This window comes from Streptomyces sp. NPDC093261 (genome assembly GCF_044753645.1).
Lineage (GTDB): Bacteria > Actinomycetota > Actinomycetes > Streptomycetales > Streptomycetaceae > Streptomyces.
This window is the reverse complement of record NZ_JBIVNO010000024.1, coordinates 69091-92737: the sequence shown is the minus strand read 5'-3', so window position 1 is coordinate 92737 and position 23647 is coordinate 69091. Positions and strand designations below refer to the sequence as shown.

General features: G+C 71.3%; 20 protein-coding genes and 1 pseudogene. 7 read left to right on the top strand and 14 right to left on the bottom strand.

Annotated features, from left to right (window positions below; translation table 11 throughout):
• Positions 1 to 39: 39 nt before the first annotated feature.
• The 7 genes from pstB to ACIP94_RS33765 form a co-directional block, all read right to left on the bottom strand.
• A complete protein-coding gene (gene pstB / locus ACIP94_RS33795) occupies positions 40 to 816 on the bottom strand; it encodes a phosphate ABC transporter ATP-binding protein PstB (protein WP_402434366.1) in 777 nt (258 codons plus the stop codon).
• Positions 817 to 879: 63 nt separating this feature from the next.
• Positions 880 to 1944, bottom strand: coding sequence for a phosphate ABC transporter permease PstA (pstA, locus tag ACIP94_RS33790; protein WP_402434363.1), 1065 nt, complete (start codon positions 1942 to 1944; stop codon positions 880 to 882).
• On the bottom strand, positions 1941 to 2948 hold the full coding sequence (gene pstC, locus ACIP94_RS33785) for a phosphate ABC transporter permease subunit PstC (protein ID WP_402434360.1): 1008 nt from the start codon (positions 2946 to 2948) through the stop codon (positions 1941 to 1943). Before pstC ends, pstA begins: the two co-directional genes overlap by 4 nt.
• A gap of 106 nt (positions 2949 to 3054) precedes the next feature.
• Positions 3055 to 4191, bottom strand: a complete 1137-nt coding sequence (pstS, locus tag ACIP94_RS33780; RefSeq protein WP_402434433.1) for a phosphate ABC transporter substrate-binding protein PstS — start codon at positions 4189 to 4191, stop codon at positions 3055 to 3057.
• Between the two features lie 377 nt (positions 4192 to 4568).
• Positions 4569 to 4982 (bottom strand): NUDIX hydrolase, encoded by a 414-nt coding sequence (locus ACIP94_RS33775; protein ID WP_402434358.1) that lies wholly within the window; start codon positions 4980 to 4982, stop codon positions 4569 to 4571.
• Between the two features lie 340 nt (positions 4983 to 5322).
• The gene (locus tag ACIP94_RS33770; protein WP_402434355.1) at positions 5323 to 6453 is read right to left on the bottom strand and encodes a CHAD domain-containing protein; all 1131 of its coding nucleotides are present in this window, start codon (positions 6451 to 6453) and stop codon (positions 5323 to 5325) included.
• Positions 6434 to 8848 (bottom strand): RNA degradosome polyphosphate kinase, encoded by a 2415-nt coding sequence (locus tag ACIP94_RS33765; protein ID WP_402434352.1) that lies wholly within the window; start codon positions 8846 to 8848, stop codon positions 6434 to 6436. The genes ACIP94_RS33770 and ACIP94_RS33765 overlap by 20 nt, the downstream gene beginning before the upstream one ends.
• 821 nt (positions 8849 to 9669) lie before the next feature.
• On the opposite strand from ACIP94_RS33765, the pseudogene ACIP94_RS33760 reads away from it, so the two are divergent.
• Positions 9670 to 9831 (top strand): annotated as a pseudogene (locus ACIP94_RS33760) (ATP-binding cassette domain-containing protein); the annotation flags it as partial.
• 558 nt (positions 9832 to 10389) lie between these two features.
• Here ACIP94_RS33760 and mshD read toward each other — a convergent pair.
• The 5 genes from mshD to ACIP94_RS33735 form a co-directional block, all read right to left on the bottom strand.
• On the bottom strand, positions 10390 to 11328 hold the full coding sequence (gene mshD, locus ACIP94_RS33755) for a mycothiol synthase (RefSeq protein WP_402434349.1): 939 nt from the start codon (positions 11326 to 11328) through the stop codon (positions 10390 to 10392).
• Between the two features lie 110 nt (positions 11329 to 11438).
• Positions 11439 to 12884: a sensor histidine kinase gene (locus ACIP94_RS33750; RefSeq protein WP_402434346.1), complete on the bottom strand. Its 1446-nt coding sequence runs from the start codon at positions 12882 to 12884 to the stop codon at positions 11439 to 11441.
• On the bottom strand, positions 12881 to 13612 hold the full coding sequence (locus tag ACIP94_RS33745; protein WP_402434343.1) for a response regulator transcription factor: 732 nt from the start codon (positions 13610 to 13612) through the stop codon (positions 12881 to 12883). Before ACIP94_RS33745 ends, ACIP94_RS33750 begins: the two co-directional genes overlap by 4 nt.
• 509 nt (positions 13613 to 14121) lie before the next feature.
• Positions 14122 to 14421: a hypothetical protein gene (locus tag ACIP94_RS33740; RefSeq protein WP_402434340.1), complete on the bottom strand. Its 300-nt coding sequence runs from the start codon at positions 14419 to 14421 to the stop codon at positions 14122 to 14124.
• 38 nt (positions 14422 to 14459) lie between these two features.
• Entirely contained in the window at positions 14460 to 15539 is a 1080-nt protein-coding gene (locus tag ACIP94_RS33735) for a S1C family serine protease (RefSeq protein ID WP_402434337.1), read from the bottom strand.
• 397 nt (positions 15540 to 15936) lie between these two features.
• Between ACIP94_RS33735 and ACIP94_RS33730 the strand changes: the two genes are divergently transcribed.
• Positions 15937 to 17727, top strand: a complete 1791-nt coding sequence (locus tag ACIP94_RS33730) for a trypsin-like serine protease (protein WP_402434334.1) — start codon at positions 15937 to 15939, stop codon at positions 17725 to 17727.
• A gap of 118 nt (positions 17728 to 17845) precedes the next feature.
• Here ACIP94_RS33730 and ACIP94_RS33725 read toward each other — a convergent pair whose 3' ends face one another.
• On the bottom strand, positions 17846 to 18871 hold the full coding sequence (locus ACIP94_RS33725) for a LacI family DNA-binding transcriptional regulator (protein WP_402434331.1): 1026 nt from the start codon (positions 18869 to 18871) through the stop codon (positions 17846 to 17848).
• Between the two features lie 49 nt (positions 18872 to 18920).
• Positions 18921 to 19700, bottom strand: coding sequence for a winged-helix domain-containing protein (locus tag ACIP94_RS33720; protein WP_402434328.1), 780 nt, complete (start codon positions 19698 to 19700; stop codon positions 18921 to 18923).
• A gap of 256 nt (positions 19701 to 19956) precedes the next feature.
• Here ACIP94_RS33720 and ACIP94_RS33715 point away from each other — a divergent pair, with 256 nt between their 5' ends.
• The 5 genes from ACIP94_RS33715 (at position 19957) to ACIP94_RS33695 (ending at position 23605) form a co-directional block, all read left to right on the top strand.
• Positions 19957 to 20811, top strand: coding sequence for an alpha/beta hydrolase (locus tag ACIP94_RS33715; protein ID WP_402434325.1), 855 nt, complete (start codon positions 19957 to 19959; stop codon positions 20809 to 20811).
• Between the two features lie 36 nt (positions 20812 to 20847).
• Positions 20848 to 21102 (top strand): MoaD/ThiS family protein, encoded by a 255-nt coding sequence (locus ACIP94_RS33710; RefSeq protein ID WP_402434322.1) that lies wholly within the window; start codon positions 20848 to 20850, stop codon positions 21100 to 21102.
• 3 nt (positions 21103 to 21105) lie between these two features.
• Complete coding sequence (locus ACIP94_RS33705; protein WP_402434319.1) at positions 21106 to 22338, top strand: hypothetical protein; 1233 nt, start codon at positions 21106 to 21108, stop codon at positions 22336 to 22338.
• A 185-nt stretch (positions 22339 to 22523) separates the two neighbouring features.
• Positions 22524 to 23261 (top strand): DUF2993 domain-containing protein, encoded by a 738-nt coding sequence (locus ACIP94_RS33700; protein WP_402434316.1) that lies wholly within the window; start codon positions 22524 to 22526, stop codon positions 23259 to 23261.
• Positions 23262 to 23524: 263 nt separating this feature from the next.
• On the top strand, positions 23525 to 23605 hold the full coding sequence (locus ACIP94_RS33695) for an Ms5788A family Cys-rich leader peptide (RefSeq protein WP_351335063.1): 81 nt from the start codon (positions 23525 to 23527) through the stop codon (positions 23603 to 23605).
• Positions 23606 to 23647: the final 42 nt, after the last annotated feature.

Below are 23647 nucleotides of genomic sequence, written 5' to 3'. Positions count from 1 at the left end.
CCATGCAGCACCGCGAGGGGTCCTCGGACCGGATCCGGATCAGCCGAAGCGACCCGAGATGTAGTCCTCCGTGGCCTGGACCGACGGGTTGGAGAAGATCCGCTCCGTCTCGTCGATCTCGATCAGCCGGCCCGGCTGGCCCACGGCCGCCAGGTTGAAGAAGGCGGTCCGGTCGGAGACACGCGCGGCCTGCTGCATGTTGTGCGTCACGATGACGATCGTGAAGCGCTCCTTCAGCTCGCCGATCAGGTCCTCGATCGCGAGGGTGGAGATCGGGTCCAGGGCCGAGCAGGGCTCGTCCATGAGCAGGACCTTCGGCTCCACCGCGATGGCGCGGGCGATGCACAGACGCTGCTGCTGGCCACCGGACAGGCCGGAGCCCGGCTTGTTCAGGCGGTCCTTGACCTCGTTCCAGAGGTTGGCGCCCCTGAGCGACTTCTCCACGACGTCGCTCAGCTCGGACTTCTTGTAGCTGCCGTTCAGGCGCAGGCCCGCCGCCACGTTGTCGAAGATCGACATCGTGGGGAACGGGTTCGGGCGCTGGAAGACCATGCCCACCTCGCGGCGGACGGAGACCGGGTCGACCCCGGCGCCGTAGAGGTCCTCGTTGTCAAGGAGCACCTTGCCCTCGACGCGTCCGCCCGACGTCACCTCGTGCATGCGGTTGAGGGTGCGCAGGAACGTCGACTTGCCGCAGCCCGAGGGACCGATGAACGCCGTCACCGATCGCGGCTCGACGGACATCGAGATGTCCTCGATCGCCTTGTGGGAGCCGTAGTAGGCGGTGAGACCGCTTACGTCGATTCGCTTGGCCATGACTACTTCACTTCCAGTATCAGTCGCTGTGGGCCCCGACCGGCGGAGCCGGGAGTCGTCGCCTTAGCGACCGGTCTTCGGGGCCTTCCAGCGGGCGATGCCGCGGGCCACCAGGTTGAGGATCATCACGAAGGCGATGAGGGCGAGAGCCGCCGCCCAGGCCCGGTCGTAGGCCGCGCCGGCTCCGGCGCTGTTCGCGTACTGCTGGTAGATGTACAGCGGCAGCGAGGCCTGCGGGTCCTTGAACGGGTTGCTGTTGATGAAGTTGGTGCCCCACACCAGCAGCAGCATCGGCGCGGTCTCACCGGTGATGCGCGCGATGGCGAGCATCACGCCCGTCGTGATGCCGCCGATCGAGGTCGGCAGAACCACCTTGAGGATGGTGCGCCATTTCGGGACGCCCAGCGCGAGGGAGGCCTCGCGCAGCTCGTTCGGGACGAGCTTGAGCATCTCCTCCGTGGAGCGGACCACCACGGGCATCATCAGGATCGCCAGGGCCAGTGAACCGGCGAAGCCGGAGTAGCCCATCTTGAGGATGAGGATCCAGAAGCTGAGGACGAACAGACCGGCGACGATCGACGGGATACCCGTCATGACGTCGACGAAGAAGGTGACGGCCCGGGCGAGCCTGCCGCGGCCGTACTCGACGAGGTAGACGGCGCTCAGCACACCGATCGGCACGGCGATCACCGTGGCGAGGCCGACCTGCTCCAGGGTGCCGAGAATCGCGTGGTAGATACCACCGCCGGTCTCGGTGTCGGCGACCACACCCATCGAGTGGGTGAGGAAGTAGACGTCGAAGACCTTCACACCGCGCTTGAGCGTCTCCCAGATGAGGGAGGCCAGCGGGATGACCGCGAGGAGGAAGCACACCCAGACGAGGCTGGTCGCGATCCGGTCCTTGGCCTGCCGGCGGCCCTCGACGCGCGCCGCGACGACATAGGTGCCGAGGACGAACAGGACCACGGCCATCAGGGCCCACTGGATGCTGCTGTCGAGGCCGGCGGCCAGGCTGATGCCCACGCCCACGGCGATCGAGCCCGCGGCGATCGCCCAGGGCGACCACTTCGGCAGGCTGGCACCGCGCAGGGTGCTCGGACGCTTGTCGCTGACGGCTGCGGTGCTCATGCGTTGGCCCCCGAGTACTCCTTGCGGCGGGCGATGATCGCGCGAGCCGCACCGTTGACCAGCAGAGTGATGACGAAGAGGACCAGACCGGAGGCGATGAGGGCGTCACGGCCCTGGTCGGTGGCCTCGCCGAACTTGCTGGCGATGTTCTGGGCGAAGGTGCCGCCGCCCGGGTCCAGCAGGCTGGCCTGGATGTCGAAGGTCGGGGAGAGGACGGTGGCGACGGCCATCGTCTCGCCGAGTGCACGGCCGAGGCCGAGCATCGACGCGGAGATCACACCGGAGCGGCCGAACGGCAGCACGGCCATGCGGACGACCTCCCAGCGCGTGGCGCCGAGGGCGAGAGCCGCCTCCTCGTGCATCTGCGGGACCTGCCGGAAGACCTCACGGCTCACGTTGGTGATGATCGGCAGGATCATGATCGCGAGCAGGATGCCGACGGTCAGCAGGGAGCGCGGGGCGCCGCCCTGCCAGGAGAAGATGCCGGTCCAGCCGAGGTAGTCGTTCAGCCAGCCGAACAGGCCGTCCATGTGCGGTACGAGGACGAGGGCGCCCCACAGGCCGTAGACGATGGAGGGCACGGCGGCGAGCAGGTCGATGACATAGGCGATGGGCCCGGCCAGCCTGCGCGGCGAGTAGTGCGTGAGGAACAGCGCGATACCCACCGCGATCGGAACCGCGATGGCCATGGCGATGATCGAGGAGACGACCGTGCCGAAGGCCAGGACCGCGATGCCGAAGACCGGCGGGATCAGGTTGGTGTTCCACTCGAAAGTGGTCAGGAAGTTGCCGTGGTCATTGCTGATCGCGAGGGTCGCACGGTAGGTGAGGAAGACCGCGATCGCGGCCATGATCACCAGAAGGAAGATGCCGGACCCCCGGGACAGGCCGAGGAAGACCCGGTCACCGGGACGGGTGGCGCCGCGGCTCGTGCGCCTGTGAGTGGCCGCGGAAGGCTGGGGGGCGGGGGGAGGCGCTTCTGTGTTTTGTGTAGTGATGTCCATCAGGATCTCCGGTCTGCGGAGCCGTGGGCTGATGGCGGCTCCGGGCGGCGGTGCACCGGACGGTGCGGCCCGCTCCCCTTTTTCGGGGAGCGGGCCGCACATCGGGTCAGCTCAGGCTCGAGATGGTCTCGCGAACCTTCGAGTTGATCTCGGCGGGGATCGGCGCGTACTTGGCCTCGGCCAGCTGGCCCTGGCCGTCCTCGGACGCGATGTAGGAGAGGAAGGACTTCACGGCCGGCAGGGTGTCGGCCTTGTTGCCCTTGTCGCAGGCGATCTCGTAGGTGACGAGGGTCAGCGGGTAGGCGTTGGCCTCGGTCGGCTGGTAGTTCAGCTTGAGGGCCAGGTCCTTGCCGGTGCCGACGACCTGGGCGCTCGCGATGGCCTTGGTGGCGTTCTCGACGGTGGCCTTGGCCGGGGTCGCGGCGCCGGTCTTGAGGTCGACCGTCTTGATGCCGTCGGCGGCGTAGGACAGCTCGAAGTACGAGATGGCGCCCGAGGTCTGCTTGACCTGCTGGGCCAGGCCGGCGGAGCCCTGCGCGGACTGGCCGCCCTTGGCCTGCCAGGCCTTGCCGCCCGAGTAGGGCCAGTCGCTCTTGGCGGTGGCGATCAGGTACTTGGTGAAGTTGTCCGTGGTGCCGGACTCGTCGGAGCGGTGGAAGGCCTGGATCTTGAGGGCCGGCAGCTTGGCGCTCGGGTTCAGCTTCGCGATCGCCTTGTCGTTCCACATCTTGATCTTGCCGTTGAAGATCTGGGCGATGGTGGACGGGTCGAGGGTGAGGCTGTCCACGCCCGGCACGTTGAAGCCGACCGCGATCGGGCCGCCGACCATCGGCAGGTCGATGGCCTTGCCGCCACCGGTGCAGACCTTGCTCGACTGCGAGACCTCGTCGGGCTTCAGCGGGGAGTCCGAGCCGGCGAACGCGGTCTGGCCACCGAGGAACGCGGTGATGCCGGCGCCGGAACCGGTGGGGTTGTAGTTGATCTGCACGTCGTGGCAGGCCTGGGTGTACTGCTTGACCCACGCGTCGATCGCGTTCTTCTGCGCGGAAGAGCCGGAGGCCTGCAGCTGGCCCTTGGCGTTGTCGCACTTGATGGCGGAGGAGCTGGACGCCGAGGCCGAGCTGCCGCCGCTGCTGCTCTTGCCCGTGTCATCGGAGCCGCACGCCGTCAGGGCCAGGGCGCCGGAGACGGCGACAGCACCGAGAGACAGGGCGCGAAGCCGGTTCTTGCGCTGAAGCATCACTTTCGGGAGTTCCTTCCAGGAGCCGCCGTCCGTGGCGGCGTGCGAAGTGTGGTAGCCCATCGGGGCTGCTGTGTCGATGTAGTGCGGCAGCACGCCCCATGCGCGCTTCGCACCGTGTACGGCCGAAATTAGGCAGAACAGGTGAAGCTGCTGATGGTCGAGAGTGAACGGAAGGTGAACCCCTGCGGTCGGTGTGGTTAGGTCACGGAACGCTTACGTCTCGGACACGAGGGCATTCCGGCGGCCGAGCCGGATCAGGGTGCGGCTGGCCTGCGGATTTGGGCCGACGGCGCGCTGTCTCCGGTCGCTGACGCGGTTCCCGCGCCCCGAGCGGGCGCGGGCGTCACACGGGCTCCCCCTTCGGGGCACATGGGCGCTTATGCCAGGTTTAGCGCGTTGAGGAAGGCGTCGACCAGTTCCCTGTCGCGCGGCTGCGTCAGACGGGCCCGGGCCGCGGTGGGCGGGAGCCACAGGATGCGGTCGACCTCGCGGTTCGGGGTGAAGGAGCCCCCCGTCGCCTCGGCCGCCCAGTAGTGCACCTGCTTGGGGCGGCCGTTCACCTCGTAGCGGGCGGTGGGCAGGGGCGCGCCGGGAACGGCGGTGTACCCCGTCTCCTCCTCCACCTCGCGCAGCGCACCCGCGAGCGGGTCCTCACCGCGCTTGAGCTTGCCCTTGGGATGGGACCAGTCGTCGTACCTGGGCCGGTGGACCAGACAGATCTCCGGTTCGCCGTCGACGGGGGAGCGGCGCCACAGGACACAGCCCGCCGCGCGGATGGTGTCATCGGTCATCGGGTGCTCCGGCTCCTCTCTCGTGCCTGCGGCGCGCCTGTCGCGGCGCGTCGTCGTACGAGTGCCTGTCGTGGCCGTGCCGTCGTCCTCGTGCCTCGAGCCTCGTGCGCGTGTCTGTGGTGCTGTCGGGCCGTCGTCCTCGTTCGTCGTGCGGGTGCCTGTCGTCCCCGTCCGTCGTGCGCGTGCCTGTCGTCCGTCGTTCGTCGTGCGGGTGTCTGTCGTCCTCGTCCGTCATGCGCGTGCCTGTCGTCCGTCGTCCGTCGTCCGTCGTGCGCGTGCCTGTCGCGCCGTGCCCGGGGGCGGGGCCCCTCGAGCACGGCGAGGGGCCGTCGCCGGGCGCCTACGGAGTACCCACCGCCTGCTTCTGCCATGACTGCTGGAACGCGAAGCGGGCCGCCTCCACCTCGTGGCGCTGGTCGGCGTGCAGCACACCCAGGGCGTACGCCGTCGCCGGGGCGATGCGCGGGGTGCGCGCCGCCGCCGCGGCGGCCGCGGCCGCCTCCGAGGCGTCCCGGTGCCGGTTCAGGGCCTGACCCGCCGCCAGTAGTCGTACGTCGACGGGAGCGTCCTCCCCGTAGAGCACCTCCCGGGCGTACCGGTGCAGGCGCAGCAGCAGCCGCACCTGGTGCCAGGGGCCATCCTGCGGATGTGGGGCCGGGTCGGGGGAGAGACCGTGGATCAGGGCCTCCGCGTTGTACGGATGGCCCGCGGTGACCAGCGGCAGCGCGGCCACCGCGTCGCACAGCCGCTCCTCCGCGGCGGCGGCCAGCGGGCGCAGATCGGCGGTGGCCGCGGCGGACGTGAGCGGGACCTCGCTGGCGAGGACGGCGACACTGTCCGCCACCGCGTGGAACCGGCTGGAGCCGAGAGCCTGGAGGGCCGCCGAGTGGGCCCGCGTCCGGGCCAGGGTCAGCTGGCGCTCCAGCAGGGCGCCGGCCTTCGCCGCGCCGACGGTCAGATTGCCCCGCTCGGGGACGCCGGGCTGGCTGCGCGGGCCGGTTCCGGCTTCCCCCGCGCCCCCCGTCGGCGCGGGGAAGACCGAGGAGCCCGACAGCCGGTGCAGGGCGAGCAGCAGCCGTTCGAGCCGGGCCGCGTACGCGTGCTCGCGGGCCAGGGTGCCCGAGAGCCAGGCGAGTTCCGGGCGGATTGCCTCCGACCAGTCGGCGTCCAGGAGGGGACGGAACGTGTGCAGCGTGCCGCTGATGCGCCGGGCCGAGCGGCGCAGGGCGAGCGCCGCGTCCCCGGCGTCGTCCGTGCCGTTGCGCCCCTCTCTCGGCTCCTCCCCCACTCTCGACTTCGCTCGTACGGAGGGACCCCCGTGGGCGGAGGGACCCCCACCGGCGCCGGTTTCCCGGTGCTGCCGCAGTGAGCGGAGGAACTCCGTGGCCTGGGCCCGCAGATAGCCCGCGAGGGCGTCCCCGGTGGGCCCGGCCGTGGGGTCGGTGGAAGGGTCAAGGTGTTGCTGTGCCACGCCGGCGCCTCCGGGCGTCTATGAGCATCTCCTGGATGTTCCGCAGGGGCTGGCCGTCCGCGTCGGTCGCGTGCCGGGTCCACTCGCCGTCCGGGCCCAGGCGCCAGGAGGCCGTGGTGTCGGACATACCGGTCTCGATGAGCCGGTTGAGGGCCGCCCGGTGCGCCGGGTCGGTGACCCTGACGAGTGCTTCGATGCGACGGTCGAGGTTGCGGTGCATCATGTCGGCACTGCCGATCCACACCTCGGGCTCGCCGCCGTTTCCGAACACGAAGACGCGCGAGTGTTCGAGGAAGCGGCCGAGGATGGACCGCACCCGTATGTTCTCCGACAGGCCGGCGACGCCGGGGCGCAGCGCGCAGATGCCGCGCACCCACACATCGACCGGCACGCCCGCCTGCGACGCGCGGTAGAGCGCGTCGATGATCGCCTCGTCCACCATCGAGTTGACCTTGATGCGGACGCACGCGGGCCGGCCGGCCCGGTGGTGCTGGATCTCCTTGTTGATCCGGGAGATCAGACCGTCGCGCAGGGACTTGGGGGCGACCAGCAGCCGGCGGTAGGTCTCCCGGCGGGAATAGCCCGACAGCCTGTTGAACAGGTCGGACAGATCCGCGCCGACCTGCGGATCGGCGGTCAGCAGACCCAGGTCCTCGTAGAGGCGTGCGGTCTTCGGGTGGTAGTTGCCCGTGCCGACATGGCTGTAGCGGCGGAGCGTTTCGCCCTCCTGCCGCACGACCAGGGACAGCTTGCAGTGCGTCTTCAGACCGACGAGCCCCCAGACGACATGGCAGCCCGCCTCCTCCAGCTTGCGGGCCCACTTGATGTTGGCCTGCTCGTCGAAGCGGGCCTTGATCTCGACCAGCACGAGGACCTGCTTGCCGGACTCCGCCGCGTCGATGAGCGCGTCGACGATCGGCGAGGTCTCCGAGGTCCGGTACAGCGTCTGCTTGATGGCGAGCACGTCGGGGTCGGCGGCCGCCTGCTCCAGGAACGCCTGCACCGAGGTGGAGAAGCTGTCGTACGGGTGGTGCAGCAGGACGTCGCGCTCCCGCAGTGCCGCGAAGATGTCGGGCGCGGACGCCGACTCGACCTCCGCGAGGTCACGGTGGGTGCCCGCGACGAACTTCGGGTACTTCAGCTCGGGCCGGTCCAGGTTGGCGATGCCGAAGAGGCCCGTCAGGTCCAGGGGACCCGGCAGCGGGTACACCTCGGCCTCGGAGATCTTCAGCTCGCGCACGAGCAGGTCCAGCACATAGCGGTCGATGGACTCCTCGACCTCCAGGCGCACCGGGGGCCCGAAGCGGCGCCGCATCAGCTCCTTCTCCAAGGCCTGGAGCAGGTTCTCGGCGTCGTCCTCCTCGACCTCGAGGTCCTCGTTGCGGGTTATCCGGAAGGTGTGGTGCTCCAGCACCTCCATGCCCGGGAACAGCTCCTCCAGGTGCGCGGCGATGACGTCCTCGATGGGGACGTACCGCTGCGGGGAGGCCTCCAGGAAGCGTGAGAGCAGCGGCGGCACCTTCACGCGCGCGAAGTGGCGGTGGCCGGAGACCGGGTTGCGCACGACGACCGCGAGGTTGAGCGAGAGTCCCGAGATGTACGGGAAGGGGTGCGCGGGGTCGACGGCCAGCGGGGTGAGCACCGGGAAGATCTGGTGCCGGAAGAGTGTGAACAGGCGCGCCTGCTCCTTGTCGGTCAGCTCGTTCCAGCGGACCAGGTGGATGCCCTCCTCCGCGAGCGCGGGGGCGACGTCCTCGTGGAAGCAGGCCGCGTGCCGGGCCATGAGCTCGCGGGAGCGGGCCCAGATCATCTCCAGAACCTCGCGGGGCTGGAGGCCGGAGGCGGACCGGGTGGCGACACCGGTGGCGATACGGCGCTTCAGACCGGCCACCCGGACCATGAAGAACTCGTCCAGGTTGCTGGCGAAGATCGCCAGGAACTTCACGCGCTCCAGCAGGGGCGTGTTCGGGTCCTCGGCCAGCTCGAGCACGCGCGCGTTGAACTGGAGCCAGCTGCGTTCCCGGTCGAGGAAGCGGCCCTGCGGGAGCTGGGCGGCCTCGCCCTCCTCGTACGCGTCGAGGTCGGCGTCGATGTCGGGTTCGAGTTCGGAGACCGTCGCGGCCACGGTGTGCGGGCGGTGCGCGGCGATGGAACCCACGGAGGGCTGCTGATTCTGCGTGTTCGCGCGACCCGAGGATTCACCCTCACGGGGGGTGGCGGGGGACGGGTGGGCCGGTGCCTGGGCGTTCTGCTGGCTCATAAACCCATTCTTCCGCGCCGATCGGGTGACGGGCGCGTCGGAGAGAACGGGAGGCGGCGCGGAGGCCGGACGCCCGCGCTCCGCACCGGCCCCGTTGTGCGGGGGCGGCGAGGGCTCTGGCACGACGGCGTTCATTGGCCGAGCGTCGCAAGTCCGTCTGAATCAATGGTTACGGCGACATGACGTGCGGGATAGCGAGGGAAGGCTCGCGGACGTCTACAGGGGGCGCGGCGGCGTACGAGGGGGCTGGACGAGGCGTGTGCGGTGTCCTGGGCCGGGGTGGGGGCGGTGAGGGGCGGGGTTTGGCGGGTGCGGGGCGGTTCGGGGACTGCTGCGAGGCTGTCGGGGGCCCAGACTCGGCGGGGGGGGTCCGCTTCGGGGTCCGCTGAGGATCGGCCGGAGGGGGAGCGGAGGGGGAGGCGGGGCCAGGGGCCCGGGCCGGGGCCAAGGCGGCCCGGGGCGTCGGCGTGCCCGTTAGGCGTCGGCGGCGGACCGTCCGGCTCGTTGAAAGATTGTCCTCCTGAGCGGCCTGGCGACGCTCGCCCTCCCGTGTACGGACCGTGTGCGCCGTTCCGGTGTACGGACCGTGTGCGCCGTCGCGGTGTACGGACCGTGTGCGCCGTCCCGGCTGCTCCCTGGCCTCGCCCTGACCCCCACCGGGCTCGCCCCGACCGCCATGGGGCTCGCCCTGCCGTCCGGCTGGGCCCGGACCTCACCCCGGCCCTGGTCGGCGGCGGCTGGGTCGCCCTGCCGGTGGTGGCCGCGAAGGCCGTCCACGGGAGGCCCCCGCCGTTCACGGTCGCGAGCCAGGGCGTGGCGCGGCGGTCGCGGTCGTCGCGGCCGTTGTGCTGTACCGCCTGCGGGACCGCTTCGACGCCTCGGCGGCCCACTCCCCGTTCTCCGACTTCGCCCCCAGGGCGCCTCCTGATCACCGCCCCACCGTCGCGGCCTCCGGCCTGACCGTGCGCTACGGCGGCACGGCCGCGGGGGACGACGTCTCCCTCCGTCTCCATGAGGGCGTCACGGGACTGCTCGGCCCCAACGGCGCGGGCAAGACGACCCTGCCGCGGGTGCTCGCCACCGCCGTGCCCGCTGACCGCACGGGCCGTGGGCCGGGTGTGGAGCAGTACGGAACGCCACCTGGGCGCCCGCGCCGGCCGGCGCACGGGCAGGGGCACGTTCCGATGTCGGCGACCCGCGCCAGGGCGCCGTCCTTCTCCAACCGGCCTTCGAGGACGGCTACTTTCCGGCCCTCGACGGCGAGCCCGCGGAGGTGGCGTCCGTATGAGTACGGTTCTCGACAAGGCCCCCGCGGTCGCCCCGCCCGCGCGGACCGGCCGCCACTCGGCCACCGCGGTTCTCGCGCTCGCCCGCTTCGAGGCGCGCGAACTCCTCCTGCAGGTCCCTGTGTTCGCGCGGACACCGGTTCCCGGTGCTCCGGCCCCGGCACTGAGCCCGGCTCACCGGCTCACGTTCAACCGGCACCGGCCCCCGGCCCCCGGCTCACGTTCAACCACCGGCCCCCGGCTCACGTTCAACCAGCCCCGTCCCCGTCCCCCAGCTCACCGGCTCAGGTCCAACCGGCCCCCGGCTCACGTCCAACCGGCCCTCGGCTCACGTCCAAGCAGCCAGGGCGCCCGGCCCCCGTCCTCCGGTCCACCCGTCCTTCCGGTTGCTCAGGTCTCCGTGCGGTACATCAGGTCCGTCTCGTAGGTGCTGAAGCCCAGCCGCTCGTACACCGCGAGTGCGGCCGCGTTGTCGGCGTCGACGTACAGCATGGCGGTCGGCAGGCCCTGGGCGGTGAGGTAGCGCAGACCGATCGTGGTGAGGGAACGGCCGAGGCCGCCGCCCTGGGCGCCGGGCCGGACACCGAGGACGTACACCTCGCCGAGGCGCTCCTCCGCGTGGACCTTGGTCCAGTGGAAGCCGATGAGTTCGGGGCCGCGCGCGCCCTCGCGCTCCGCGAGGAAGAAGCCCTGCGGGTCGAACCACGGCTCGGTCTTGCGGTCCTCGAGGTCGCGCTGGGTCAGGGAGCCCTGCTCGGGGTGGTGGGCGAAGGCCTCGGCGTTGACGGCGAGCCAGGCCGCGTCGTCCTGGCCGGGCACGAAGGTGCGGACGGTGACACCCTCGGGCAGCTTCGGCTCGGGCAGTTCGAGCTGGTCCAACGGGCGGCGCAGCTGGCGCAGTTCGCGGAAGAGGGTGAGGCCGAGGACCTGGGCGAGATGCCGGGCGGCGGAGTGACCGCCGTGCGCCCACACCCGCAGCCGTTTGCCGGAGGCGGCCAGAAGGGCGGCGCCCAGTGCCCGGCCGTGCCCGTGGCCGCGGTGCGAGGGGTGCACGACCAGTTCGGCGGCCGGGGCCTCCACCGGGTCGGTGTCCTCGAGCTGGGCGTACCCGACGAGCGTCTCGCCGACCATCAGCAGCAGATGGGAGACGCCCTCGCGCTCGCCGCCGCGCAGTTGCAGCCGCCCCTGCTCGGACACCGCCTGTTGTCCGTCGACCCGGGCGGCGTCGGCGAGCAGCTCTAGCACGGCCTCGGCCTGTGCGGGCGAGAGCACGGTGACGGTCTCGATGGAGCGGATCCCTGCCGGTCGGGCGGTGTCGTCGCTGGTCATGGATACGAGGGTAAGGGGCGGGCCGGGGGGAGGGGAGGGAACAAGGTGGGGTGGGGGAAGGTCCGGGCGCCTACCCGCCTACCCGCCTACCCGCCTACCCGCCTACCCGCCTACGCGCCCGGGCCCGGCGGCGGTGTCGGGGCGCCCGGCAGCCGTAGCGTCGCCACCGTGCCTCCGCCCTCCGCCGGCCGCAGGACCACCTCGCCGCCCGCCTGCTGGACCGTGCGGGCCACGATGGACAGGCCCAGGCCCGAGCCGGGCAGCGCGCGGGCCGAGGGGGAGCGCCAGAAGCGGTCGAAGACATGCGGGAGTTCCTCGGCCGCGATGCCGGGGCCGTGGTCGCGGACCGTCAGTACGCCGTTCGTGAGGGCCACGTTGATCGTGCCGCCCTCGGGGCTGAACTTCACCGCGTTGTCGAGGATGTTCACGACCGCCCGCTCCAGCGCGGATGGCTCCGCCCGTACGTACCAGGGCTCGAGGGCCGCCGTGATGGTCAGCTCGGGGCCCCGCAGCCGGGCGCGGCGCAGCGCGGCCTCCACGGTGTCCTGCAACTCCACCACCTGGGCCTTGCCGGCGTGCAGGCCCTTCTCGGGGCGGGACAGCTCCTGGAGATCACCGATCAGCGAGGCCAGCTCGGTCATCTGTGCCTTCACCGAGTTGAGGAGCGCCTTGCGGTCCTCCGCCGGGAGCGGGCGGCCCGTCTCCTCGCTGCGGGTGAGGAGTTCGATGTTGGTGCGCAGGGAGGTGAGCGGGGTGCGCAGCTCATGGCCCGCGTCCGCGATCAGCTGCTGCTGGAGTTCGTGGGAGCTGGCGAGGGCCGAGGTCATCGAGTTGAAGGAGCGGGACAGACGGGCGATCTCGTCCTCGCTGTCCTCGTCCACCGGGATCCGGGTGGTCAGGTCCTCGGTGCGGGCGATGTGCTCGACCGCCTCCGTCAGCTTGTCGACGGGGCGCAGACCAGCACGGGCCACGGCCAGACCGACGGCACCGGCGCCCACGACGCCCAGGCCGGACACGATGAGGAGGATCACGGCGAGGTCGTCGAGCGTCTTGTCGGTATCCCTCAGGGGGTACGCCAGGACCAGGACATAGCCCGGGTACAGCTGAGGACCCCCGGGGCTCTCGCTCAGCAGGGGGGTCGTCAGCACCCGCACCGGCTCGCCCTTGCTGTCGACGCTGTTGTGCAGGATGCCGTGCGTCGGGTTCCGGGCGATCTCGGTGTCGCTGCGGGTGATCTTGACCATGCCGGCGGAGTTCGGGTACACGCAGATCTGGCCGTCGACGTTGACCACCTGTGTGTAGTAGGTGCTCATCTCGGGGCCCCGGTCGTCCTGCGGGGAGGGCGTGGTCGTGCAGTTGGCCAGGACGCTCGCCAGACCGCCCGGCCGCACCGGCGCGCTGGAGCTCTTCAGGTCGCTGTCCACCTGCTCGTACAGCTTGCCCTGCACGATGAACCAGCAGCTCACCGACACCGCCGCCACCCCGAACGCCACCGCCGTCGCCACCAGCAGGGCGAGGCGGGAGCGCAGCGGCAGAGAGCGGAAACGCTTGATCACTCGGCGCCGCCCTGCCGCAGGACGTAGCCCACGCCGCGCACCGTGTGCACCAGCCGGGGCTCGCCGCCCGCCTCGGTCTTGCGGCGCAGGTACATCACATACACATCGAGGGAGTTCGACGACGGCTCGAAGTCGAAGCCCCAGACCGCCTTGAGGATCTGCTCGCGGGTCAGCACCTGGCGCGGATGCGCCATGAACATCTCCAGGAGCGTGAACTCCGTACGGGTCAGCTCCACTGCCCGCCCGCCCCGTGTGACCTCGCGCGTCGCCAGATCCATCCGGAGGTCGGCGAAGGTCAGCGCCTCGTCCTCCTGGGTGCCCACCGCCGTGGCCGCGTACGAGCTGCGGCGGAGCAGGGCGCGGATACGGGCGAACAGCTCGTCCAGCTCGAAGGGCTTGACCAGGTAGTCGTCGGCCCCGGCGTCGAGGCCGGTGACACGGTCGCCGACCGTGTCGCGGGCCGTGAGCATCAGGATGGGGGTGGTGGCGCCCGCGCCGCGCATGCGGCGGGCGGCGGTGAGGCCGTCCATCCGCGGCATCTGGATGTCGAGGACGACCAGGTCGGGCTCGTACGCGGTGGACTTCTCCAGCGCGTCCGCGCCGTCCACGGCGACCTCGGTGTCATAGCCCTCGAAGGCCAGGCTGCGCTGGAGTGCTTCGCGGACCGCCGGCTCGTCGTCGACGATCAGAATGCGCTGGGGTTCACGGTCGCCTTCGGCGGGGCTCATGGATAGCGGGTTCCTCGGGGTGCGACGGGACGGTGGCTGAATGTCCTCAGCCTCGCACGTTTCGCGCGGTGGGGGCGGAAAGGTCCGGACGGGTGCCGGCGCCGGGGTCGTGTGCCGTACGGGGGCGAGTGCCGGCGCCGGGAGCGTACAGGCGGGCGGGAGGATCGGGTGGGTGCCGGCGCCGGGGCGTAGGGGCGGGCGGACTGATCTGCGGAGTGGGCGGTTCGACGGGGCGGGTTGACCTGCGGAGGGGGCGGGTTGACCTGCGGAGTGGACGGTTCGACGGGGCGGGTTGACCTGCGGACTCGGATCGAGGGTGCGGGCTGATCCGCGGACCGGGCGATCGGACGGATGCCGGGGCCGTAGCGCGTGCGGAAGGATGCCGGGGCCGTAGCGCGTGCGGAAGGATGCCGGGGCCGTAGCGCGTGCGGACGGATGCCGGGGCCGTAGCGCGTGCGGACGGATGCCGGGGCCGTAGGGCGCGCGGAGGATGAGGGCGTGCGGAGGGATCAGCACATCGCCGTGGTGAGGCGGTTCAGCGGCACCTTGCGGCGATGCGGGCGCCCGACATTGGTGCGCCGCAGACCCATCAGCTGCGGAACCGGCACGACCTCCGGGGCCCGGGCGGCCGGTGCGCGCAGCTCGTACGCCTTCGAGGCGGGAGCCGCGGGGGCCACGACGGCGTGGAGTTCGTACGCCTCCGGCGCGGGTGCCGCCGGGGTGTGGAGCTCGTGGGCCACGGCCAGGGCCAGGCAGACCCGGGCCGGGGCGACGGGGGCGGTCGTGTGGTGCAGAACCTGCTTGATCATGTCGTGCTCCTTACCAGCCGGCCCTACCGGGCGCCCGCTCAGCTCTGGGAACCGGAGCGGAGCGTCGCCAGGTCGGACTTGACGGTGTTGATCGGGATGGCGAAGCCGAGACCCACGCTGCCGGCGCTCGACGAGGTCGAGTCCGAACTGGCGGAGTACATCGCCGAGTTGACGCCGATGATGTTGCCGTTCATGTCGATGAGGGCGCCGCCGGAGTTGCCCGGGTTGAGGGACGCGTCCGTCTGGATCGCCTTGTACGTGGTGGTGGAGGAACCGGTGTCGCCGTTGAAATGGCGGCCGCCGAACTCGAACGGCCACTGGCCGTTGCCGTTGCCCTGACCCTGGTTCTCGTCGGTCGAGACGGTGACGTCACGGTTGAGGGACGAGACGATGCCACTGGTGACGGTCCCGGTCAGGCCCTCGGGGGAGCCGATCGCCACGACCTGGTCGCCGACCTGGATGCCGTCGGAGTTGCCGAGCGTGGCGGCCTTCAGCCCGGAGGCGCCCTCCAGCTTGATGAGCGCGAGGTCCTTCTTGCTGTCGGTGCCGACGACCCGGGCGGTGTAGGACTTGCCGCTGCTCGTGGTCACCTTGATCGAGGACGCGCCGGAGATGACGTGGTTGTTGGTGATGATCTCGCCGTCACGGGTGATGATCACACCGGAGCCGGTCGACTGGCCCGAGCCGGAGGTGGCGCTGATCTCCACGATGCTCGGACTGACCGCGGCGGCAACGCCCGCGACTGTGCCCCTCTTGCTCGACGGCACGACGTTGGTACTGGTCGAGCTGGAGGAGACCGTGCTCTTGCCGGTCAGTTCCTGGATGCCGTAGGCCGTGCCGCCGCCTATGGCCGCGGCGACGATCGCCACGGCGGCGAGGATCGCGAGCGGCCCCTTGGCCCGCTTCTTCGCGGCGGGCGCCGCGGGATCCGTGCCGGGGTGCGAGGCTCCGCCGCCGTATTCCGGGGCGGCTGCCACCAGGCCCGGCGCGTATGCCGGCGGGGGCGGCCACTCGGGGTTCACGGGGGGAGAGACGTGCTGCTGCCGGGGGTAGGCGGACTGGTGTCCGTCACCCTGGGGGTACTCGTCCTCGCCGCTGCGGCGGAAGCTCTCGGTCATGGAATAGAGAGTGTCCCGCGATCATGAGAGCCACCTGAGTCGCCGCTGAGAAGCCCGACAGAACCTCGTATGCCCGATATAAAGGCGCTCCCGGAGGCCTTCGAGAGCGGGGGGTGCGCGAAGGTCTCGAGAGGCCCGGGGCTCCTGGTGCCAGGGAGGTCAGGGAAACCTCAGGTTTCTGTGGGATGAGTGAACAGGGAGCGGCAGGCGAACGTTTGTCCGAGGCCTGTGAAGCCCGTGTCACAAAAGGGCGCCCGAGGCTACGATCACGACCGCCGGAGGGGGGCTCCGCGGTTTCGCCCGACCGCACTGCGCGGCATTCGCGCCGCGCTGCGTCGGGCCGGTGCGTCGTACGCCCTCCTCGGGCCCTTGTCTACGACACACCCAGGAGCCCTGAGTGATACGTGCCCTGCGCGACCGCTGGAGACGCCCCGCCGTGGCGCTCCCCGCGGCCGCCCTCGCGCTGGCCCTGACCGGCGCCGGCGCCCTGGCGGCCCAGTCGGCGGCCGCCGCCGACGGACTCCCGAAGCCCGGAGTCACCCAGCAGCGGACCGGCGCCCCGAAGCCGGCCGCCTCTTCCAAGGAACTGCACGAGCGCCTGATCAACGCCGCCAGGAAGCAGGCGGCCGTTAACACGGAGCAGGCGCAGCAGGCGGCCGACAAGGTCCCCGCCGCCGCCACGGGCAAACCCTCCTCGTTCATCATCGGCGGCACGGAGACGACGATCGCCTCCGCGCCCTGGATGGTCCAGCTCGGCTACTACGACCCCACCACCGACGAGGGCTACTTCTGCGGCGGCACCCTGGTCGCGCCGAACAAGGTCCTCACCGCCGCGCACTGCGTCGCGGGCCTGAACTGGGTCGACAACGGCGTCGTCCGGGCCGGTTCGGCGGACCTCGACGGCGGGACCGCGGTGGCCGTCATACGTCAGTGGAGCCACCCCCGCTTCAACCACGACACCCTCCAGAACGACATCGCCGTCCTCACCCTCGGCGCGCCCCTGGAGCAGCAGTGGATGCGCCTGGCATCGTCGAGCGACAGCGCGCTCTACAAGCCCGGCACCACCGCCAACGCCACCGTCTACGGCTGGGGCCTGACCTCCGGTGCCGACGGCGCCGACCTGTCGGCCACCCTGCGCAAGGTGAGCCTGCCGATGGTCGCCGACGCGACCTGCGACAGTGCGATGAAGTCGGTCATCGGCGCGGACTACTTCGCCGAGGGCTCGATGATCTGCGCCGGCACCCCGGCGACCGGCACCGACGAGGGCACCAAGAGCACCTGCAACGGCGACTCCGGCGGCCCGCTCGTGGTCGGCGGCAAGATCGTCGGTGTGGTGTCGTGGGGTGTCGCGGGCTGCACGGCCAAGGGCGCCTACCCGGTCTTCACCAAGGTCTCCTCGTACACCTGGGCCGCCCAGCCCCGGATCGACGACACGGACCTGAACTACGACGGCCGCGCGGACCTGCTGGAGCGCACCCCGTCCGGGGGCCTGTTCGAGCAGGACAGCAAGGGAACCTCGCTCACCCAGCGTTCCTTCGGCAGCAGCGGCTGGCAGGACGCCGGCTGGGCGCTCCAGGCCGACCTGGACCGCGACTACTACCAGGACCTGATCGTCCGCGAGAAGAGCGACGGCAAGCTGTACCGCAGCTACTACGACCACGCCGCCCAGGACTTCACCTGGATGCAGATCAGCTCGGTGTGGGGCGGCTACAAGTCCTACGCCATCCCGGGCGACATGACCGGTGACGCCCGCCCCGACCTGGTCGCGGTGGACGCGGACGGCTCGGTCTACCTGTACCCGGGCAAGGGCAACGGCCAGTTCTACGGCCGGGTCAAGGTCGTCGACCGTGCCTGGAAGGGTGTGCAGATCTTCGGCCGGGGCGACCTGTCCGGCGACGGCAAGGCCGACCTGCTGGCCCGCTCCACCGACGGCACCCTGTGGCTCTACCGGGGCACCCAGCAGGAGCAGACCCCGTGGTCGGCCCGGATCAAGGCGCGTACGGGCTGGAACTTCACCTCGTACGTGTCCAACGGCGATGTGACGGGCGACGGCATCGCCGACGTCATCACCCGCGACTCCGGCGGCACGCTGTGGCTGTACCCCGGCACCGACAAGGCGTCCTCGGACCTGTTCGGCTCGCGGATCAGGCTGGGCACCGGCTACAACCAGTACAACCTGCTGTTCTGAGCCCCTGAGGCACACAGCCCCAGCGACGGCCCGCCGGTTCCACCGGCGGGCCGTCGCGTTCGAGTCACCCCGAAGGCCGGGCGCGAGGTCCGGGCGGCAGGGGAGCCGGGTGTCCGGCTCAGCCCTCGCAGCCGCAGGACCGGCGCACCACCAGCCGCGACGGGAACTGCCTGACCCGTTCGCGGCGCGAGCCGGCCACCCGGAGGCCGTCGTCGAGGACCAGGTCCACGGCCGCCCGGGCCATCGCCGACCGGTCCGAGGCCACCGTCGTCAGCGGCGGATCCGTCAGCGCCGCCTCCTTGACGTCGTCGAACCCGGCCACGGCCAGTTCGCCCGGTACCTCGATGCGCAGCTCGCGCGCCGCGCGCAGCACGCCGATCGCCTGGTCGTCGGTGGAGCAGAAGATGGCCGGCGGACGGTTCGGCCCGGACAGCAGCTCAAGGCCCACCTGGTACGCGTCGTAGCGGTTGTACGGCGCCTCGAACAGCCGGCCCTCCGTCGGGAGCCCGGCCTCCTGCATCGCCCGCCGCCAGCCCTCGACGTGGTCGGAGACCGGGTCGCCCACTGCCGGGGTCTCCGCGGTGCCGCCCATACACGCGACGTACTCGTGGCCGTGCTCCAGCAGATGGCGGACGGCGAGCTGGGCGCCGCCGAGGTCGTCGGTGACGACCGCGACGTCGTCGATCGCCTCGGGCCGCTCGTGCAGCAGCACCACCCGGGCGTCCCACGCGTCGATCTCGGCGGCGGCATGGTCGTTGAGCGCGTGGCTGACCAGAATCAGTCCGGAGACGCGCATGCCGAGGAAGGCCCGCAGATAGTGGACCTCGCGCTCGGCCACGTAGTCGGTGTTGCCGACCAGCACCATCTTTCCGCGCTCGGCGGCGGCCTGCTCGACCGCGTGCGTCATCTCGCCGAAGAAGGGCTGGCGCGCATCCGGGACGATCATGCCTATGAGGTCCGTGCGCCGCGAGGCCATGGCCTGGGCGACCCGGTCCGGCCGGTACCCCAGCTCCTTGATCGCGGCGAGGACACGCTCGCGCGTGGCCGGGGCGACCGGCCGGGGTCCGTTGTTGATGACATAGCTCACGACCGCCGTGGAAGTCCCCGCCAGCCGCGCCACATCGTCCCGAGTCACCTTGGCCACGCGCGGAGTCTACGCGGATGGACCGCCTCTGGGCAGGGCGTACGTGGTTCTATGCCTCAGCCGTGACCTCGGCCGTGGACACAGCCGCCGTCTCGTCCGCATCCTCCGCCTTTGGCCGGCCCGCCTTCGCCTTCGCGTCCTCGGCCGAGCGGTCCGGTTTCTCCGGGGTCACGAACCGGTAGCCGACGTTGCGGACGGTGCCGATCAGCGACTCGTGCTCGGGGCCGAGTTTGGCGCGCAGCCGCCGCACATGGACGTCGACCGTGCGCGTACCGCCGAAGTAGTCGTAGCCCCAGACCTCCTGGAGCAGCTGGGCGCGGGTGAAGACGCGGCCCGGGTGCTGCGCGAGGTACTTCAGGAGCTCGAACTCCTTGAAGGTGAGATCGAGGACGCGGCCCTTGAGCTTGGCGCTGTAGGTCGCTTCGTCCACGGACAGGTCGCCGTTGCGGATCTCCATCGGGGAGTCGTCGTTGACGAGCTGCTGGCGGCCCATGGCCAGCCGCAGCCGCGCCTCGACCTCGGCCGGTCCCGCGGTGTCCAGCAGGACGTCGTCGATGCCCCAGTCGGCGGTGACCGCCGCGAGACCGCCCTCGGTGACGACGAGGACGAGGGGGCAGCCGGGTCCGGTGGAGCGCAGTAGCTGGCACAGACTGCGGACCTGCGGGAGATCCCGCCGCCCGTCGATGAGGATCACATCGGCGCCCGGGGTGTCGACGAGCGCGGGGCCTTCCGCCGGAGCCACTCGCACGCTGTGCAGGAGCAGGCCGAGAGCGGGAAGCACCTCCGCGGACGGCTGGAGGGCGTTGGTCAGAAGAAGCAGAGAACTCATCGTGCGCCTCCCGCCTCAATCGTCGTCGGTTTGTGCACGGTTCGCTCGCCCATAACGTCTGGTTCCTCCTCGGTCCCTTCGAGGACGTTTGCGGCACTGCTTCGTACGGTGGCGAATCCCCGCCTCCCCGGGACCCGCTATGCGTTCGCCCGCCCCGTACACCTGCGGTTTCCCGCTTCGTATACAACGCTTCCGAAAGCACAAAAGGACCCGGGGGCTACGCTGCCCGAGTCCTCTGCCCAGCAGAATAGCCCACATGAGCACTGGTCGGGCAGGTCACATGGCACGATCCACGGTTCGTCCGCACTGCGAGACGGCGCGTCGTGGGCCTTTGCGGACGTTTCTGCGCACGGTCGACGGAGTCGCGATCGATGCCGCATACGACCCGGGCCTGGGCATATCCGACACCGGGCGTGCATCCACCGGCCATCTAGGGGATCTTGCGATCGTCGTGGCGCACGGCTTCACCGGCGATCTGGAGCGGCCCCATGTCCGCCGGGTCGCCGGCGTCCTCGCCCGGTACGGCGCCGTCGTCACCTTCTCCTTCCGCGGGCACGGGGCGTCGGGAGGACGTTCCACGGTCGGCGACCGGGAGGTGCACGACCTGGCGGCCGCGGTGCGCTGGGCGCGCGAGCTGGGGCACTCCCGGGTGGCCACCGTCGGCTTCTCGATGGGCGGATCGGTGGTGCTGCGGCACGCGGCACTGCACCAGGAGGGCGCGGACACGGACGCGGTGGCGGCCGTCAGCGCTCCGGCCCGCTGGTACTACCGGGGCACGGCCCCCATGCGGCGGCTGCACTGGCTGGTCACCCGGCCGGAGGGCCGTCTGGTGGGCCGTTACGGCCTGCGCACCCGTATCCACCGCCGCGACTGGGACCCGGTGCCCCTCTCGCCGGTGCAGTCCGTGCCGCTGATCGCGCCGACCCCGCTGCTGATCGTGCACGGTGACCAGGACGGCTACTTCCCCGTCGACCACCCGCGGATGCTGGCGGAGGCCGCGCCCGGCCATGCCGAACTGTGGCTGGAGCCCGGCATGGGCCATGCCGAGCACGCCGCCGACGACGCGTTGATGGCGCGGATCGGGGCGTGGGCGGTCTCGCGCGCGGGCTAGCCTGACGGTGTTCACGACGACGAGTTGAGGAAGCAGATGGCAAAGGGCACGGTGCGCTACTGGGCCGCCGCCAAGGCCGCGGCCGGGACCGCCGAGGAGCCGTACGACGCGACGACGCTCGCGGAGGCGCTCGACGCGGTCCGTGGGCGACACCCCGGCGAACTCGTCCGTGTCCTGCGGCGATGCTCCTTCCTCGTCGACGGTGACCCCGTCGGGACGCGCGCGCATGAGACGGTACGGCTGGCCGAGGGCGGCACGGTCGAGGTGCTCCCGCCGTTCGCAGGAGGATGAGCGATGAGCAACCAGCCCCATGAGGGGTACGACCCGGGCTACGACCCCTACGGACAGCAGGGGCAGCAGGGCTATCCGCACCCGGCGCCGCAGCCGGGATATCAGCAGGCGGGGTATCAGCAGCCCGGATACCAGCAGCCCGGATACCAGCACCCTGGGTATCAACAGCAGGGTCATCCCGAGCAGCAGGCACAGCAGCAGGGGTGGTACGACCCGAACGCGGCTGCGTATCCGCAACAGCAGCCCCAGGCGTATCCGCAGCAGTCTCAGCGGCAACAGCCGTATCCCGCGCAGCAGCAATGGCAGGGCCAGGGTCAGGGCCAGGCGCACGGGCAGCCGTTGCCGCCGGAGACCCCGGCGTACGGGTCCCACGGCTATGCGACGCCCCCCACCCAAGGCCTGGCCCACCCGGCCCGCGGTGACGGCGCGCACGCCGGTACGGCGACGGCCACGCATCCCGCCCCCGTCGACCTCTCCGCCCTTCCCGCCAACCAGCGGGCCCGGCTGGAGGGCCGTTCGCCGATCATCGAGCCCGGGCTCCAGCCCGCCGCGCTCACCGCCGGCCTCGGGGTCCTCCTCGCCGGTGCCGCGGCGCTCGGGACGTACGCCCTGGTCGTACCGCTCGTGGTGCTCCAGGCCGTGACGGCCGCCGGCTGGTTCCGGCTGAACGGCATGTGGCCCGCCCGGCAGGGCATCGCGCTGGCGTTCCTCGGTGCGGTCACCGCGGACGTCGCGCTGCTCGTGGCCGGCCGGGAGCACGCGCCCGCCGCGATCCTGGGCACCCTCGGTGTCTGGGTGCTGCTGTCCCTCGTGCTCCAGCTCCGATCGCACGCCGATCCGGACACGCGGATGTACGGCCTGATGGCGACGGTCGCCTCGGCCGCGCTGTCGATCCTCGCGGCCGGGCATCTCGCGGCCGCGCCGCACGCCGTCACGGTGGGCGCCCTCGCGGTCGCCGCCGCGGTCCTGGCGCGTGCGCTGCCGCTGCCGACCGCGGCCTCCGTGGTCGTCGCCCTGCTCGCGGCGGCGGGAGCGGGCATCGCGATGGGCGCGGCGACGGGCCTCGGTACATCCGGTGCCTTCCTCGGGCTCGGAGCGGGCGTCTGCGCCCTGATCGGCCACCGGGCCGCGTCGTACGACTACCCCTCCCGCTTCGTCCACTTCACGGCGGGCGTGGCCCTGCCGCTGACGGCGGCGGCGCCGGCCGTCTATCTGCTGGGGCGTGCCCTCGGCTAGCGCTATCTGCCGGGGCGTGCCCTCGGCTGGCGCTATCTGCCGGGGCGTGCCCTCGGCCGGCGCGTGTCACAGGTGATCGACAATCCGGGGGCCGCCACAGCGCACGGGGATACAGTCGCGCTCGGCGGCCACCCGGTCGTCGCTGAACTGTCGTGGACGACCGCCGAGGTGGGGGCACACCGAGCATGCGCGCACTGCGAATACTGTTGACCGTCATCGTGATCCTGGGCGCACTCTTCGCGATCGTGGACCGGGTGGCGGTCCACTTCGCCGAGGGGAAGGTGGCCGACAAGCTGCGGACCACGGAGAACCTGGCCGACACCCCGGACGTGTCGATCAACGGTTTCCCCTTCCTCACCCAGGTCGCCGGCGGGGAGCTGGACGACGTCGAGGTCGGCATCAAGGACTACGAGGCGCCCACCGGCAACGGCGGCCAGAAGCTCCGGATCGACGACCTCCACGCGCACATGAAGGGCGTCAGGTTCTCCGGGGACTACAGCTCCGCCACCGCGTCCGACGCCACGGGCACCGCGCTGATCTCCTACGCCGAACTGCTCAGGGCCGCGAAGTCGGAGCCCACCGACGTGGGGCTCGGCGTGACGGCCCGGGTGATCGGGCTGTCGGACGGCGGCAACGGCAAGATCAAGGTCACGCTCACCCTCACGGCCCCCGGAATCAAGGCGACGAAGCCCGTCTCCGTGCTCGGCTCGGTCACGGTCCACGGCAACAGCTTCCAGGTGCACGCGGACGGGCTGCCCAGCCTCGACGGGGTGTCGCTCGTCGAGAACCGCATCCGGGCCATCACCGACTTCCAGCAGGGGATCACCCAGCTTCCCGGCGACATACGCCTCGCCACGGTGCGGGCGGCGAAGGACGGCGTGGAGATCACGGCGAAGGGTTCGAACGTCAGGCTGGCGGGGTAGGACGCGCGACGGCCGGGGCCGAGGGGCGAGTGTCCGAGGGCGCGTGTCCGAGGAACAAGTGTCCGAGGAACAAGTGTCCGAGGAACAAGTGTCCGAAGAGCGAGACACCCCGTCCGTAGCGCAGACGGATCAACGCCCGGGTGGGTCCGGCGCTCTCCCGGCGGCGGGACGGGCGGCCCAGCCTTCTCGCATCCCGGACGATCGCGTCTCAGTATGCGACACACCGGTGACATGTCCCACGATCGGTCCCTACGATCGACCCCATGCAGCGACAGGCGGATCTCACGAAGCGGCGGGCAGTAGACCTGTGCCGCGTCGCCGCCATGCTCTGTCGCCCCTTCTGAGCGGGAACCCCTTCCCGTATCGCCGGCCCCGCGCCTGAACCG

Bases quoted from the DNA above. Each gene is read 5' to 3' on its own strand.
- ACIP94_RS33775 (WP_402434358.1), bottom strand. From the start codon at position 4,982: ATGACCGATGACACCATCCGCGCGGCGGGCTGTGTCCTGTGGCGCCGC.
- ACIP94_RS33745 (WP_402434343.1), bottom strand. From the start codon at position 13,612: ATGAGCCCCGCCGAAGGCGACCGTGAACCCCAGCGCATTCTGATCGTC.
- ACIP94_RS33705 (WP_402434319.1), top strand. From the start codon at position 21,106: ATGAGCAACCAGCCCCATGAGGGGTACGACCCGGGCTACGACCCCTAC.
- ACIP94_RS33740 (WP_402434340.1), bottom strand. From the start codon at position 14,421: ATGATCAAGCAGGTTCTGCACCACACGACCGCCCCCGTCGCCCCGGCC.
- ACIP94_RS33700 (WP_402434316.1), top strand. From the start codon at position 22,524: ATGCGCGCACTGCGAATACTGTTGACCGTCATCGTGATCCTGGGCGCA.
- ACIP94_RS33720 (WP_402434328.1), bottom strand. From the start codon at position 19,700: ATGAGTTCTCTGCTTCTTCTGACCAACGCCCTCCAGCCGTCCGCGGAG.
- pstC (WP_402434360.1), bottom strand. From the start codon at position 2,948: ATGGACATCACTACACAAAACACAGAAGCGCCTCCCCCCGCCCCCCAG.
- ACIP94_RS33710 (WP_402434322.1), top strand. From the start codon at position 20,848: ATGGCAAAGGGCACGGTGCGCTACTGGGCCGCCGCCAAGGCCGCGGCC.
- ACIP94_RS33715 (WP_402434325.1), top strand. From the start codon at position 19,957: ATGAGCACTGGTCGGGCAGGTCACATGGCACGATCCACGGTTCGTCCG.
- mshD (WP_402434349.1), bottom strand. From the start codon at position 11,328: ATGACCAGCGACGACACCGCCCGACCGGCAGGGATCCGCTCCATCGAG.
- pstA (WP_402434363.1), bottom strand. From the start codon at position 1,944: ATGAGCACCGCAGCCGTCAGCGACAAGCGTCCGAGCACCCTGCGCGGT.
- pstB (WP_402434366.1), bottom strand. From the start codon at position 816: ATGGCCAAGCGAATCGACGTAAGCGGTCTCACCGCCTACTACGGCTCC.
- ACIP94_RS33695 (WP_351335063.1), top strand. From the start codon at position 23,525: ATGCAGCGACAGGCGGATCTCACGAAGCGGCGGGCAGTAGACCTGTGC.
- ACIP94_RS33765 (WP_402434352.1), bottom strand. From the start codon at position 8,848: ATGAACGCCGTCGTGCCAGAGCCCTCGCCGCCCCCGCACAACGGGGCC.
- ACIP94_RS33735 (WP_402434337.1), bottom strand. From the start codon at position 15,539: ATGACCGAGAGCTTCCGCCGCAGCGGCGAGGACGAGTACCCCCAGGGT.